This is a genomic window from Streptomyces sp. NPDC041940, assembly GCF_055589465.1.
In genome coordinates, this window is the sequence record NZ_JBVJBP010000015.1 from 165,121 (window position 1) to 178,891 (window position 13,771).

A 13,771-nucleotide genomic window follows, 5' to 3' on the forward strand; every position below is an offset into this window, starting at 1 on the left:
CTGACTGTCTCTACCATCCCCCACTTGGCTCAGGAGAGTGCACTCGGGGTCGACCATCGGGCCTATTGACGGCACTGAGTGCCGTCAACTTGCTCATCCTGCCCCCTGTGTTCCCCATCCGGAAGCCTCTGTGACCTTCACGACTCGTTTGATCGATCATTTTTTCGCGATCCGTGCGATCCGAGCCGGAAATCGAGTGCCGTGCACCGCCGGCCCGCCGACACCGTGCGCACCGCCTGCCCGATCGCCTTGCGCGAACCGACGAGGACGACCAGCTGTTTGGCCCGGGTGACCGCCGTGTAGAGCAGGTTCCGCTGGAGCATCATCCAGGCGCCCGTGGTGACCGGGATGACGACCGCCGGGTACTCGCTGCCCTGGGAGCGGTGGATCGTCACGGCGTACGCGTGCGCCAGCTCGTCCAGCTCGTCGAAGTCGTACGGAACCTCCTCGTCCTCGTCCGTCAGCACGGTCAGCCGCTGCTCGACCGGGTCGAGCGAGGTCACCACGCCCACGGTGCCGTTGAAGACGCCGTTCTCGCCCTTCTCGTAATTGTTGCGAATCTGGGTGACCTTGTCCCCGACGCGGAACACCCGCCCGCCGAATCTCTTCTCCGCCAGGTCAGGGCGGCCCGGGGTGACGGCCTGCTGGAGCAGGCCGTTCAGGGTGCCCGCGCCCGCCGGGCCCCGGTGCATCGGGGCGAGGACCTGCACGTCACGGCGCGGGTCCAGCCCGAACTTGGCGGGGATACGACGGGCCGCCACGTCCACGGTGAGCCGCCCGGCCTCCTCCGTCTCGTCCTCGACGAAGAGGAAGAAGTCCTTCATGCCGTCGGTGACCGGGTGTTGGCCGGCGTTGATCCGGTGGGCGTTCGTCACCACGCCCGACTGCTGTGCCTGCCGGAAGACCCGGGTCAGACGGACGGCGGGGATCGGTCCCCCGTCGGCGAGCAGATCCCGCAGCACCTCTCCCGCGCCCACGCTCGGCAGCTGGTCCACGTCCCCGACGAACAGCAGATGCGCCCCCGGCGGCACGGCTTTCACCAGCTTGTTGGCGAGCAGCAGGTCCAGCATGGACGCCTCGTCGACCACCACCAGGTCGGCGTCGAGCGGACGGTCCCGGTCGTAGGCCGCGTCGCCGCCGGGCTTCAGCTCCAGCAGGCGGTGGACCGTGGAGGCCTCGGCGCCGGTGAGCTCGGACAGGCGCTTGGCGGCCCGGCCGGTCGGGGCGGCGAGCACGACCTTCGCCTTCCTGGCGCGGGCCAGCTCCACGATCGAGCGGACCGTGAAGGACTTGCCGCAGCCGGGGCCGCCGGTGAGAACGGCGACCTTCTCGGTCAGCGCCAGCCTGACGGCGGCCTCCTGCTCCGGAGCGAGGTCGGTGTCCGTGCGCCCCTTGAGCCAGGTCAGGGCCTTGTCCCAGGCCACCGTACGGAAGCCCGGCATCCGGTCCTCCTCGGTGCACAGGAGGCGCAGCAGCTGGGCGGAGAGGGAGAGTTCGGCGCGGTGGAAGGGCACGAGGTAGATCGCGGTGACGGGTTCACCGCCGTCGGGTCCCGGGACCTTCTCCCGTACGACGCCGGGCTCCTCGCCGTCCTCCCCCGGCTCGGCCAGCTCGGCGAGGCACTCGATGACCAGGCCCGTGTCGACCTGGAGCAGCTTGACCGCGTCCTTGATCAGCTGCTCCTCCGGGAGGAAGCAGTGGCCCTGGTCGGTGGACTGCGACAGCGCGTACTGCAGGCCCGCCTTGACGCGCTCCGGGCTGTCGTGCGGGATGCCGACGGACTGGGCGATCTTGTCGGCGGTGAGGAAACCGATGCCCCAGACGTCGGAGGCGAGGCGGTACGGCTGGTTCTTCACGACCCCGATCGAGGCGTCACCGTACTTCTTGTAGATGCGCACGGCGATGGACGTGGACACCTCGACGGTCTGGAGGAAGAGCATGACCTCCTTGATGGCCTTCTGTTCCTCCCACGCGTCGGCGATCTTCTTCGTCCGCTTGGGCCCGAGCCCCGGGACCTCGATCAGCCGCTTGGGCTCCTCCTCGATGATCTGGAGGGTGTCCAGCCCGAAGTGCTGCGTGATCCGGTCGGCGAAGACCGGGCCGATGCCCTTGACCAGACCCGAGCCGAGGTAGCGGCGAATGCCCTGGACGGTGGCCGGCAGGACGGTCGTGTAATTCTCGACGTGGAATTGCTTGCCGTACTGCTGGTGCGAGCCCCAACGGCCCTCCATGCGCAGGGACTCGCCGACCTGGGCGCCGAGCAGCGCGCCGACGACCGTGAGCAGGTCGCCGCCGCCTCTGCCGGTGTCGACCCGGGCGACCGTGTAGCCGTTCTCCTCGTTGGCGTACGTGATGCGCTCCAGCACGCCTTCCAGCGTGGCCAGTCGGCGCTCGCCCTGATCGGTCATGGTGGGACCGTACCGCGTGGGTAGGACAACGCCCCCTGATAAAGCGACCGATCAGTATGCGGGCAGCCAGTCACCTTTCACGGTGAATTCACAAGAACAAGCAGAAGCTTTACAGTTCAAGCGTCTCAGTTGTCCTTTTCGGCTGCCTTTCCCGTGGGAGAATTCAGCCTCGATTTACAGTGAATCGAGGAATGATGTCGCCGCAGGCCCAGAGCGTCGCCCTGTGGATCCTGGCCGTGGCCGTCAACGCGACGGCGGCGTGTGCCGGGATCCTGTGGGGCTGGACCGCGTTCACACAGTTCCTCGTGCCGGCCTTCGGGTCGATGGTGGGGGCGTCGCTGGTCAGTTACAGCTTGCGGCGGTGAGGTGGCCGTCCTTGAGGGCGGTGACGAACGCGGTCCAGCCGGTCGCCGAGAAGGTGAGGGTGGGGCCGGGGGTGGATTTGCTGTCCCGGACGGGGATGGTGGGGTGGCCGTGGGCGACTTCGAGGCATTCGCCTTGGTCGCCGCCGCTGTAGCTGGACTTGTACCACCCGGTGAGGGTTCGCTCACTGGCGACCATTTGCGTGTTCCTCCGCTGCCGCCCTGACTAGGGACAGTGACTGCTGCTGCGACAACGAGTCGCTCAGGGCCAGAGCGTAAGCGGTCTGACAGGCACTCACCAGGGCAGGGTCGTCCATCAAGTTCCCGGTCTGGAAGCCCTCGACGTAGGCCACCGGGGCCGAGTCCTCGAACGTCATGAGCGTGAGCAGACTCTGCATGAGCGCGTGCGCTCCCACACCGTAGGGAAGGACGTGCAAACGCAGCCGTCCTGACTCGGCCATGTCCGCGATCCTGTGCAACTGCTCTGCCATGACCTGCGGCCCGCCCACACAGCGTCGAAGAACCGCCTCGTCAAGCAGCGTCCAGACCACGGGCTGTGCTGGTCCGTCGAGGATGCGGCGCCGCTTTGTTCGGATGACAACGAGCTCGTCAAGTTCCTCAGGCGTGTGATTCGGCCGGTAAGCACGGAAGAGAGCGCGTGCGTAATCGTCGCTCTGCAGCACGCCAGGGACCAGCGAGAGCGCGAACTGCTGAATCAGCACGGCCAGTTGCTCAAGCTCGGCCACGGCGGCGAAGTGATCGGTGTAGTTCGACTCCAGATCCTCCAGCCACCGCGCGAAGAAACCGTCCGTCCCCAACGCCCGGTCGATCCGCAGCGCGTCATCCGGCTTGGGAAGGCGCCTCCCGGCCTCGAAATGGCTGATCAGCGTGGGCGAGCAGACGACCTGGTCGCCCAGTTCCTCCTGGGTGAGGCCGGCCGCTGCCCGCCGCAGCCGCAGTTCCTCTCCGTACTTCTGACGCGGCGTTCGAAGTGCGCGGCGTTCGTCCATGCGGCCAACTCCTGTTCCTGACAAGCGCGATGTCAAGCTCCACCCTCTGGCAGCGTAGCGAGGGCCGACCCCACTCTGTGAGTGATTCACCACAGAACGCAGTCACCGCAGGTGAGAAGGCAGGCCTTGCTACCTCGTCGGCGATGGGACCGGCTACGTCTCCCGTCTCGCCGACGACATCGAGGACGTGCAGCTCGGCATGGCGGGCGATCTCCTCGGCCATGCCGACGAACTCCTCGCGGAACGCCGGGTGACGAGTGCGGAGCTGCACTACCTGGCCCGGCGGCTCACCGAGTCCCTGCGGGACGTCAAACGGGTCGCGGAGAGCAGAGGGGGACGGCTCGACTCGGGCGACAGGCCGCTCAGCCGTCGGCCCGGAGCAGGAAGTCGGTGATGCGACGGCTCGCTTCGGCCGGGGCGGCGTGCGGCAGGGCGTGGTGGGAGACGTTCGGCAGTGTGGCCGTCGTGACGCGTGGCAGCAGTTTCCCGGCACGGGCGGCCACCTTGGACGGGTTGTGGGTCCGGGTGTTCTCGGCGAGGAGCACGAGGACCGGCAGGTCCAGGGTGCGCAGCGAGGTCGCCTTGGGGCGTGGTCCCACCACCGGCCGCACGGAGGGGAAACCGACGGCGGCCTCCTGGAGGGCGAGCCAGTCGGGGTCGAGGGGGGCGCCCCCGGTCTCCCATTCCAGGAAGGTCCGGACCCGGCGGGGCGTGGGCCGCAGCGCCATCCGCAGGGCGTGCAGGCCGTAGGCCGACTTCAGCTTGGCGAAGCACATGGTCGGGTCCAGGAGGACCAGACGGCGTACCCGGTGGGGCGCGTGCACGGCGTACCGCAACGCGATCCAGGCGCCGTACGAGTGCCCGCCCAGGTCGGTCTCCTCCAGGCCGAGGCCCTTGAGGAGCGCGTCCAGCCAGGACACCAGGTCGGCGGTCGTACGGGGGTGGCGGCCGGGGGCCGGTGTGCTGCGGCCCGGGGCGCCGATCAGGTCGACGGCGTACAGCCGGTGGACAGGGGACAGTTCGGCGGCTTGCCGGTACCAGGACGCGGAGGTCGGGCCTCCGCCGCCGGGCAGCAGGACGAGCGGGGGCCCGTCGGCCGGGCCGCATATGTTGACGTGCGTCGAGCCGAAGGGCGTGGGCACGGTCGCCGTCTCCCGCTCCGTCGGCCACTTGGCCATGACCTTGTCGTAGGCGGCGAGAAAGCGGTCGGTGTCGTACGTGCTGCGCGCGCTCATGAGCCAGAACCGTTCCTATTCAGTGAGCAGGAGTGGGTCTTGGACCCATTCGTGGTCACTGCGGACATCCGAACGGTGTTGGGTGTCCTGGTCGCCCACGTTCGCTCCGCGTCCGGCGGCACGGATCGGGTCCGTGGTCCGGGGATGCGGGGGTGGGGTCCCTCACGCCCTGGGCTGCCTGGTCGGGCCTGGACGGTCCGATGCCCCGCACGATCACTCCGGTCGTGTGGGGGCGGTGCCGTCCGTCGCCGGATCGGGTGTCCCAGGGCGCGTCTTGCGATCGCCACCGCGGCTGCGTCGTGGCGGGTGGCCTTCCTGGTCGCGGTGGTCAGTGGTTTCTGCCAGTGCTGGGCGCCCCAGCGGCTGGTGTAGGCGGGGTCGACGGCAACGACGGTGATGCCGAGTTCGGCCGCCATGGACACCAGGCGGGCCCGCAGCCGGGCCACCGGCATTCCGGAGATCAGCTTGCGGAAGCGTGTGCGGCGGCCGTGCTTCTCCCGGGTGGTCTCGGCCGTGAAGTCCAGATCCTCAATGGCGACGGCGAGACGGTGCCGTTTGGCGAAGTGCAGCAGGCGGATCAAGGCGTGGCGGACCTGGGCGTCGCGGTGGGCAGTGGTGCCGGACAGGTCGTATCCGAAACGCAGGGGCGCCCCGACCGGGTTGCCGTGATGGTCCAGGCGCCAGGCGGCCAGGTGGTCGGCGTTGGTGTCCACACCGAGCATGCCGTGCACGCGGGCCGCTTGAAGCGGCAGGATAGGTGCCTGGGGGATGGTCCAGGACGCGGTCAGGTACCAGCGGCCACGCTGGACGTCTTCGTGGACGCGGTAGGCCACGGCCCGGTTCGCTGCCACGCGGTCGGCCCACTGCTCGCTGCGGTGCGCGAAACTCACCCGGCCAGCCAGGACGTAGCGGCCGTGGGCGGCGTTGGCCAGATGTGCCAGCGGCGCGGGCAGCTTGATCGAGACCTCGCCCTCGGGTGTGACACGGAGGGTCTCGTTGCCGAACCTCTTGCCGGACTCGCCGTCCGCGGCCAGGAACCGGCGCACCGCTCGCCAGTGGGCCCGCCACTGCGGCTCGCTCAGTCCGGCCTGGTCCAGGTGGTGGCGGGTGTTCAGCAGCCGCTTCCCGCCCCGCACGACGCGTACCCGCCCGGCCTCCCAGTCGGCCCGCACCCTCTCAAGACGATCTTCAAGCACATGCAGGCGCCGGGACTTGGCATGCCACTCCCGCCGGGAGCGGTAGCCGCCCGGCGCCCGCTTACTGCCCTTCTCGCCCACGGGCAGGGACAGCCGGTGGCTGATCGTGGCGATGCCGGCCTGCAGGCTCTTGATGTGTGCGTGCTGGCCGCGCCGGGCCAGCGCCCACTGATCATGGCTGGCCTTCGTGACCGACCCCGCCCAGCGGGAGGAAGACTCCGGTGTCAGTGCGCGCTTGCGCTGCGCCCATGCCTCGGCATCGTGCTCCAGACCGGCCGCGCACCGAGCCTTCAGATCACGGGCAGCCAGCGTGCCCACATGCTCCCCGACCAGGCGCAGAACCATCTCGTCCGCACCGCTCAGGTGCTTGAGGCGGGTACGGATCGCCACGCCAGCGGGGCCGGGCACCACGAACGGCGCCGCCACCTCCCGCAGACCACCCACCCTGTCACCCCCACCCCGGTGTCGCAGCAAGCCCGTCACCGCACTCAACGAGCACCATCGGTGAAGGTCACGTATTCGATGCAAGAACTCTCGTTCCCTAGCGGTAAGAGCGCGCCTGCTGCGGCCCGAACACTCACTCATGCCCGCCAGAACGAACTCACATGGCATCGATCAGCACCTGCTCACAACCGCTTATCATCTTCTTCAACGAGATACTTGCTCAGCGAGATGATATCGGAGGCGGCCCATGTCCGACCAGGAGATGGAGATCGTCCATCTGTTGCGCGCTGTGGCCGTCGACCTGGGGCGGCACAGCTCCCGTTTCGCCCAGCGCAACGGCATGCATCCCACCGATGTGCGGGCGCTGATCATCCTGATGGACGCCTATCGCGCGGGCGAGGAGACCACGGCCGGGCGACTCGGGGCCGCGCTCGGTCTGAACTCGGCCGGGACCACGGCACTGGTCGACCGGCTGGAGCGGGCCGGGCATGTGCGGCGGGTGCGCGGCGAGCGGGACCGTCGCAAGGTCACCATCGAGGTGACCGAGGGCGCGATCGCCCTCGGCCGGCAGCACTTCGGTCCCCTGATCGACCGGGCGGTGGACCTGCTGAGCGGGTACGACGAGCGGGAACTGGCCGCGATCAGGGGCTTTCTGACCGGGATGCGGGAGGCCGCGGCCGAGGAAGGCGACTAGATGATTGAGTCCAAGGGCTCGTAGAGACAGGCCGCCAGCGATCGGTGACGCATGTCGCTGCCATCGCTCGCCGAGCCGGTGCAAGGCGTGCCTGTCGTCCTGGCGGTCGGCGGAGAGCACGCGACGCATGCTTCAGCAACTCGGAGACCGTCTCGGTCGGGGGACGGCTGGGCAACAGCCTTGAGTCTCCACTGACTGGAGACAGCAGAGTGGGGGACATGGACGCTACGACCCTCTACTCGATCGGGGAGCTTTCCCGGCGGACCGGCTTGCCCGTGAGGACCATCCGGTTCTACTCCGATTCGGGGGTGGTAGCGCCGACCACCCGAAGTCCCGCCGGTTATCGGCTCTACGACCTCGACGCACTGCTTCGTCTGGAGCTCCTCCGCACACTGCGCGAGCTGGGCATGGACCTGGCCACGATTCAACGAGTGCTGGACCGCGAGCTCTCGGTGGCGGAAGTCGCCGCCGCGCACGCCGATGCCATGGACGTCCAGGTCCGGGTGCTGCAACTACGTCGGAGCGTTCTGCGAGTCGTGGCCAGATGCGGGTCCAATCCCGAGGAGATCAAGCTCGTGCACAGACTCACGCAGTTGTCCGGCGAGGAACGCCGACGGTTGATCGACGATTTCGTGGAGGGCACCTTCGGGACCGTGGGTGCCGACCCGGCCGCGGCGGTGGCCATGGTTCGCGCCGCCGCTCCCGACCTCCCCGATGATCCGTCCAGCGAGCAGATCGCCGCGTGGGTGGAACTCGCCGAGCTGATCGGCGACGAGGACTTCCGGGCCCGGATGCGCCGGACGGCCATGTGCCAGGCGGCCGGGCGCACGCCCGACATCGAGAGCGATGCCGGCGAGGAACTAATGCAGTTCACCCGTCAGACGGTAGCCAAAGCCATGGAGTTGGGCATCGACCCGCTCAGTGATGGGGTCGCACCCGTCATCGACGACCTCGCGCACCGCTTCGCCGAGGTGTTCGCGCGTACCCCTGACGCAGAATTCCGGGACTGGATGGCCCAGCGGTTCGAAGAAGCACACGATCCTCAGGTGGACCGATACTGGCGGCTGGTGTGGATCGTCAACGGCTGGCAGGTAGTACCGAACCTGATCCCGGTGTACCCCTGGCTCATCCAGGCCCTGCGAAATGACCGTGACGCATAGTCACCACGGTGGGCACCGCGCCGGACCCCTGAATGAATCCTGGACACCCTCGCGGTCACGTCGGCGCTGCTCGGTTACACCTCCGAGCGGCGCCGGCTGCGCCGCGTCAGGCGGGACTTCGGCCACCTCTTCCCCTACGTGCCCCAGCAGTCCGGCTACAACAAGCGACTGCGCGCCGCATCCTCGCTGCCCACCAGCATGATCCGGATCCTGGCCCGGGACACCTCGCTGTGGAGCGAGGATGTGTGGCTGGTCGACTCCACCCCCGTCGGCTGCGGATGCTCCCGCGAGACGGCCAGACGCGCTGGGGCCAGAGAACTCGTTCCCATGGGGCCAGCAGCCTCGTTCAAAGCCACCGCGGCGCTCGTATGGGTCCCAGTACAGGCGCGCGACCTGCTCGAGGGGCGGCCGCGAGGGAGAGCTTTCGGGGCCGCCCTTCCCGAGGGAGGTGTTGGGTGGCTGATGGGCGTCAGAGACTGAAGACGAGTTCGGCCTGGTCGCGCTTGGTGGTGTGCAGGTCCCAGTAGACGGGGGATATCTCCTCGGGCTGGGCGGTCGGGAATCCGGGGATCGCCGGCGTGCCGATGGACACGTCGATGGCGACGTGCGCCGCCTGGATGCCGGTGCCGTCGAGCTCCTTGTGCAGGTTGATCACCCAATTGCGCAGGGCCGCGGCGGCGGCGTTGACATTGGCGACCTGCGGCACGGGGTCTACGGAGCCGGCGCCGGTGGTGAACAGCAGGGTGCCCGCGCCGGCCTCCCGCATGGCGGGCAGCACCGCGCTGGTGGCGGCGATCGCTCCGTAGAGCTGGAACTCCATCTCGTGCTGCACGTCGGCCGGCGCGGTGGCGCCCGGGGTGGTCATGGCGGTCTGGAGGCCAGCGACCGGGGAGTATTCCAGGACGTCGATGCCGCCGAAGTGCGTAGCTACGTCCTTGAGTGCCTGGGTGAGGGCGGGGCGGTCGAGAACGTCGGCGGGGAAGGCGGCGGCGGTGATGCCCTCGGCGGCCAGTTCGCCGGCAAGGTCTTCGAGCTTGGCCCGGTTGCGGGCGATCAGTGCGACGTCGTAGCCGCGGGTGCCGTAGGTGCGGGCGATGGCGAGGCCGAGCTGAGGGCCGGCACCGACGATGGCGATGGTGGGCATGAGGGAGCCTTTCACTGAAGAGCAGGTGGATAGGGCTATCCGTTTCAATTCCGGAAAGCCCTATCCGGTTCGCTGCCCACCGTAACACACGAATCGGATAAGGCATTCCGGTTTGCTAGTCTGATCGTTATGAGCCCACGAGACCCGCACGCCGAAGCCAGCGTCGGCGCGACCGTTTCCGCAGGTCAGTCCAGGCGCAGCGACGCGGAGCGCAACCGCGGCCGGATCATCGCCGCCGCGCGCACGGTCTTCGGGCGCGACGGCCTGCACGCGTCGATGGCCTCGGTCGCGCGGGAGACCGGAGTCGGGATCGCCACCCTCTTTCGCCACTTCCCCCGCAAGGAGGACCTGCTCGCCGCGGTCTTCGCCGACCGCATGAAGGCGTACGCGCAGGCCACCGACGCGGCCCTGGCCGACCCGGACCCGTGGCACGGCTTCACCGGCTACATCGAGACGGTCTGCTCGATGCAGGCCGCCGACCGCGGCTTCGCCGACATCCTGACCATGAATTTCCCAGGCGTCCCGGAGCTGGAGAAGTACCACTCTCGGGCGTACGAGGGCTTCCTGGAACTCATCGGCCGCGCCAAGGACAGCGGGCAGCTGCGCGAGGACTTCACCAGCCGCGACCTCGTGCTGCTACTGATGGCCAACGCCGGAGTCCTCGGCGCCACGGCCGATGCCGCCCCGGACGCTTGGCGCCGCCTGGTCGCCTGGATGATCCAGTCCTTCCGAGCCCCGTCCCGCGGCCCACTGCCGGACCCCCCTGAAGACGCTGCGCTGTACGAGTCCATGCGCCGCTCCAGCCAGAGCGCCACCGCCCCCGAGCCCGGAAAGCGACGCTGAACCAGCGACCGGTGGGACAGGGCGACCGCGGTGAGGCCGCCGTCGTTTCCGGGACCATCAAGCAGGGCTCTGAGCCGGGACGCTGGGACACTCTCCATACTTCTGCTCCGCGAGGAGTCAGGGCCACAGGTCGCATCTATGCGCACCCGCCCTTCCTCGCGTGCTGAGTGGACCCTGATGGGCCCTCGGTCAGGGGCGGGCAGCCGTAGAGGTGCGTCCGGCGAGGTTGGCGAAAGAGGGTGGCTTTGTCAGTGAGTGGTTCTCGTGAACAGAGCCACTCAGTGGTTCTTCAACGGCCGTCGCACGGGTCGTCGCCCACAGGCATCGGCTTGGTGTCGGCCGCCAGGCAGGAGGAGTACACCCGCGGCGGAGCGGGCTGCGGCTGTGGTTCCGTCGCGGCGCTCACTGCGATGATCGCCACGGCACCGGCGAAGATCAGCCCCGCCATCACGGTGAGCCCTGTACGGCGGCTCACCGGTCGCCGCTGAAGTGGTCGCGAATTTCATCGCCGCAGTCGTCCGCGCCGACCCGCGTTCGCGTGAAGGCCAGCACGCCGTCGTCGTTGCCTTCCGCCTTGCCCTTGGCCAACTGCGCCTCGATGTCCGCGATGTACTCGGCGCACTCGGCGCTGACGGGCTTCTCCGGCTGCGGGTCAGGCGCCGAAAAGGCGCTCAGTGCGGCGGTGGCAGCGATACCGGCCGCACACAGCACCGCCCACGCGGCAACCCACCTGCGGCGGCTCATCCGTAACGGCTTGGGCATTGAGGCATCCTACGAGCGTCGCAGCGGGCTGTCGCCGAAAGGACCAATGAGCCCGCGCGACATGTACGTCACAGCGAAGATCACCCAGCGGGGCCTGGCGTGCCGCAATCAGAGGTGGGCGGCACCGAAGAGGGGGTCGAGGGGATCGCCCTCGTACCCGACGACGAGGCAAGCCGCTGCTACCGGACCCCGGGAGAGCTCCACGAGCCGGGCCAGGACCGCTGCCTCGGACGGAAGTTCATCCAGGTCGATACCGAGCGCCCGAGCCGCACGGTCGCGTCGCTGGTCGAAGTCAGGCAGGTCCTGCCGGTACTCGTCGGCGACCGCCTGGAGTTCTACGGCCGTCCGACCGGGAGCGTCTCGCCACCACGGCGCCACGAGACACAGCTGCACCAACTCCAACAGTCCGAGCGCGAGCGGGCCGGCCTCGCCGTCAAGACTCACGTACACCACAGGGCGTTCCTCACCGCCCTCGCCGACGAAGCAGAACGCATCCCCCGAACCGGCTCGCGCGAACTGCTCCAGCCTGGCCCCGGAAGCAAGCCGGACCCCTTCCTCCAGCTCGTGGGAGTCCGGGTCCGTCGCGTCAAGGTCCGCGACGGCAGCAAAAAACGCGACGGCCCTCTCATCGGTTCCCAGAAGGGGCAGCAACGCCCCCGGCGCGTCGGGGCTCCAGGCGGGTACAACAGCCCCGGCCGGTGCGTTCGATCCGTTCACCCGGCCACCGTATCCCGGCCCCAAGACGTGGTGTGCGCGCCTGGTGGGCCTGGCAGCGGCCCGAACAGACCGCCCGCGCACTGCTGGACGCCTACCGTGCCAGCCCCGGCGAGGTCCGCGACCAGCCCGCGAACGCGGCGCAAGGCGCGCCGTCGGTGGCCCCCATGGCTGTGATGCGCGAGGCGGGGCTCGTCGCTCCACTCGCCGTCAAGGCGGCCACCTGCCTCCACCCCTTGATCGCGTACAACTGGGCGCTGCCACGGTGGTCTCAGATCCCGAACGTCTTCATCCGCACGGATCCGGCTGCCAGGAGTGCACCGGTGCCACTCTTCTTGGATACGGACTCGTATGCGTACACGTGCCGCGGCGGCTGCTTCAACAGCGTCCGCCGCCCTGCTCACCTGACCACCCCGCCCGGCAGCGAATGGCGTGGCTTCGCCCTGTCCGGGTCGCGCCCCGCAGCCCCGGCACGACCTCCCGCCCACCGAGGGCCCTTTCGCCGCCTTCAGAACAGGTGGTGCCTCACTCCACCTGCTCTTCTCACCGCCTCCAGAACAAGTGGTGCGTCACCCCGCTCGGGCTCGGCACCACATCGCGGTGGAAGCGGTCCAGCAGCTCGTCGGGCGACTCCCAGAGCCGTGAACCCGACCCGAGCTTCACCCCTGGCGAGACCGCCACGTGCAGCGTGTCGACCAGGTCCGCGTCGAGGAACTCCCGGATGGTGGCGGCCCCTCCGCCGAGGCGGACGTCCTTTCCCTGAGCGGCCTCCCGCGCCTGTGCGAGGACGTCGGCCGGGTCGCCGCCGACGAAGTGGAACGTGGTGTCGGAGAGGGTGAACGAGGGGCGAGGGTGGTGGGTCATCACGAACACCGGCGTGTGGAACGGCGGTTCCTCGCCCCACCAGCCCTGCCAGTCGTGGTCCTGCCAGGGGCCGCGGTGGGGACTGAACTTGTTGCGGCCCATGATCTCGGCGCCGATGTTGTGCGCGAAGTCGCGCGTGAGGTAGTCGTCGAGGCCGCGGCTGCCGCCCGGGTCGGTGCGGTTGGGCCAGCTCGCCGTGGCACCGGCCCAGGCGAACATCGTGCCGGGGTCTGCGTGGCCGAACGGCCGCTCCAGGCTCTGGTTCTCACCGGCGCCGAATCCGTCGCTGGAGACGTTGAAGTTCTGCACGCGCACGAGCTGTCGCTGAGGCACGGGGCTCCTCCTGTGGTCGACGAGGTGAGGGGTGGACCGCTCCGGCCGGCGGAACTCATCGGTCCTCGACGGCTCCCCTTCCCGTCTCACCCGGACTGTGCCACCACGTGCTCGATCACCTGCTTGAAGTCGTCGGTCGGGGAGAACTCCACCAGTTCGCTGTCCTCCAGCGCGAGCGGCACATGGCCCGGAGGCCAGTAGTACGCCTGACCCGCCTCGTACTCCTCCTCGCCGGACGCCGTGCGCATCCTGATCCGGCCCTTCATCAGATAGCCCCAGTGGGGGCACTGGCACGCGTCGTCGGGCAGGCCCTTGAGGGCCGGGCCCATGTCGGTGCCCCGGGGCAGGCTGATGTAGCTGACCGACATATCGCCCCCGATCGGCATGTTGCGCACCTCTACACCGTCGCCGCCGAGGGTGACGGGTACGTCGTTCCGGGTCGCCGCCGTCATGGCTCCTCCGCTCGCCCTGGAAACGGACCTCCTCCTTCCACCCTGGACCGACGGGGAGCCTCCCGCGACATCACGATCCGGTTGCGAGGTGCCCCAGGGGTCTTGATTTACCGGCGTGTAATCGATTCCATCCACCCGTCGATGTAATCG

At 68.9% G+C, this 13,771-nt stretch carries 15 protein-coding genes and 2 pseudogenes; 6 read left to right on the forward strand and 11 right to left on the reverse strand.

What is annotated here, in order from left to right; translation table 11 throughout:
* Positions 1 to 137: 137 nt before the first annotated feature.
* Positions 138 to 2,408, reverse strand: coding sequence for an SF1B family DNA helicase RecD2 (gene recD2, locus ACZ6I3_RS25035; protein ID WP_469417508.1), 2,271 nt, complete (start codon positions 2,406 to 2,408; stop codon positions 138 to 140).
* A 191-nt stretch (positions 2,409 to 2,599) separates the two neighbouring features.
* Between recD2 and ACZ6I3_RS25040 the strand changes: the two genes are divergently transcribed.
* Positions 2,600 to 2,773 carry a hypothetical protein gene (locus ACZ6I3_RS25040; protein WP_469417510.1) on the forward strand — a complete coding sequence of 58 codons (174 nt, stop codon included), beginning with the start codon at positions 2,600 to 2,602 and terminating at the stop codon, positions 2,771 to 2,773.
* Here the strand turns inward: ACZ6I3_RS25040 and ACZ6I3_RS25045 are convergent.
* Positions 2,751 to 2,969, reverse strand: a complete 219-nt coding sequence (locus ACZ6I3_RS25045; protein WP_469417511.1) for a DUF397 domain-containing protein — start codon at positions 2,967 to 2,969, stop codon at positions 2,751 to 2,753. The genes ACZ6I3_RS25040 and ACZ6I3_RS25045 overlap by 23 nt on opposite strands.
* Complete coding sequence (locus ACZ6I3_RS25050; protein WP_469417513.1) at positions 2,956 to 3,780, reverse strand: helix-turn-helix domain-containing protein; 825 nt, start codon at positions 3,778 to 3,780, stop codon at positions 2,956 to 2,958. Before ACZ6I3_RS25050 ends, ACZ6I3_RS25045 begins: the two co-directional genes overlap by 14 nt.
* A 199-nt stretch (positions 3,781 to 3,979) precedes the next feature.
* Between ACZ6I3_RS25050 and ACZ6I3_RS25055 the strand changes: the two genes are divergently transcribed.
* Entirely contained in the window at positions 3,980 to 4,174 is a 195-nt protein-coding gene (locus tag ACZ6I3_RS25055; RefSeq protein WP_469417514.1) for a hypothetical protein, read from the forward strand.
* On the opposite strand, the gene ACZ6I3_RS25060 is transcribed toward ACZ6I3_RS25055, so the two are convergent.
* Entirely contained in the window at positions 4,143 to 5,015 is an 873-nt protein-coding gene (locus tag ACZ6I3_RS25060; protein ID WP_469417515.1) for an alpha/beta fold hydrolase, read from the reverse strand. The genes ACZ6I3_RS25055 and ACZ6I3_RS25060 overlap by 32 nt on opposite strands.
* A 15-nt stretch (positions 5,016 to 5,030) precedes the next feature.
* A pseudogene (locus ACZ6I3_RS25065) lies at positions 5,031 to 6,655 on the reverse strand (IS200/IS605 family accessory protein TnpB-related protein).
* Between the two features lie 247 nt (positions 6,656 to 6,902).
* Between ACZ6I3_RS25065 and ACZ6I3_RS25070 the strand changes: the two are divergent.
* From ACZ6I3_RS25070 to ACZ6I3_RS25080, 3 genes and pseudogenes are all read left to right on the forward strand, one after another.
* Positions 6,903 to 7,349 (forward strand): MarR family winged helix-turn-helix transcriptional regulator, encoded by a 447-nt coding sequence (locus tag ACZ6I3_RS25070; RefSeq protein WP_469417516.1) that lies wholly within the window; start codon positions 6,903 to 6,905, stop codon positions 7,347 to 7,349.
* A gap of 218 nt (positions 7,350 to 7,567) precedes the next feature.
* Positions 7,568 to 8,509: a MerR family transcriptional regulator gene (locus ACZ6I3_RS25075; RefSeq protein ID WP_469417517.1), complete on the forward strand. Its 942-nt coding sequence runs from the start codon at positions 7,568 to 7,570 to the stop codon at positions 8,507 to 8,509.
* 39 nt (positions 8,510 to 8,548) lie between these two features.
* Positions 8,549 to 8,854: pseudogene (locus ACZ6I3_RS25080) on the forward strand (IS982 family transposase); the annotation flags it as partial.
* 124 nt (positions 8,855 to 8,978) lie between these two features.
* Here ACZ6I3_RS25080 and ACZ6I3_RS25085 read toward each other — a convergent pair.
* Positions 8,979 to 9,653 carry an SDR family NAD(P)-dependent oxidoreductase gene (locus tag ACZ6I3_RS25085; RefSeq protein WP_469417518.1) on the reverse strand — a complete coding sequence of 225 codons (675 nt, stop codon included), beginning with the start codon at positions 9,651 to 9,653 and terminating at the stop codon, positions 8,979 to 8,981.
* 129 nt (positions 9,654 to 9,782) lie between these two features.
* Here ACZ6I3_RS25085 and ACZ6I3_RS25090 point away from each other — a divergent pair, with 129 nt between their 5' ends.
* Positions 9,783 to 10,496, forward strand: a complete 714-nt coding sequence (locus tag ACZ6I3_RS25090; RefSeq protein ID WP_469417520.1) for a TetR/AcrR family transcriptional regulator — start codon at positions 9,783 to 9,785, stop codon at positions 10,494 to 10,496.
* 289 nt (positions 10,497 to 10,785) lie between these two features.
* On the opposite strand, the gene ACZ6I3_RS25095 is transcribed toward ACZ6I3_RS25090, so the two are convergent.
* From ACZ6I3_RS25095 to ACZ6I3_RS25115, 5 genes are all read right to left on the reverse strand, one after another.
* A complete protein-coding gene (locus ACZ6I3_RS25095; protein ID WP_469417522.1) occupies positions 10,786 to 10,971 on the reverse strand; it encodes a hypothetical protein in 186 nt (61 codons plus the stop codon).
* Positions 10,968 to 11,258 (reverse strand): hypothetical protein, encoded by a 291-nt coding sequence (locus tag ACZ6I3_RS25100; RefSeq protein ID WP_469417524.1) that lies wholly within the window; start codon positions 11,256 to 11,258, stop codon positions 10,968 to 10,970. The genes ACZ6I3_RS25095 and ACZ6I3_RS25100 overlap by 4 nt, the downstream gene beginning before the upstream one ends.
* Positions 11,259 to 11,366: 108 nt before the next feature.
* The gene (locus tag ACZ6I3_RS25105) at positions 11,367 to 11,975 is read right to left on the reverse strand and encodes a hypothetical protein (RefSeq protein WP_469417525.1); all 609 of its coding nucleotides are present in this window, start codon (positions 11,973 to 11,975) and stop codon (positions 11,367 to 11,369) included.
* A 540-nt stretch (positions 11,976 to 12,515) separates the two neighbouring features.
* Complete coding sequence (locus ACZ6I3_RS25110) at positions 12,516 to 13,169, reverse strand: dihydrofolate reductase family protein (protein WP_469417527.1); 654 nt, start codon at positions 13,167 to 13,169, stop codon at positions 12,516 to 12,518.
* An 86-nt stretch (positions 13,170 to 13,255) separates the two neighbouring features.
* Positions 13,256 to 13,621 carry a cupin domain-containing protein gene (locus tag ACZ6I3_RS25115; protein ID WP_469417529.1) on the reverse strand — a complete coding sequence of 122 codons (366 nt, stop codon included), beginning with the start codon at positions 13,619 to 13,621 and terminating at the stop codon, positions 13,256 to 13,258.
* Between the last annotated feature and the right edge of the window lie 150 nt (positions 13,622 to 13,771).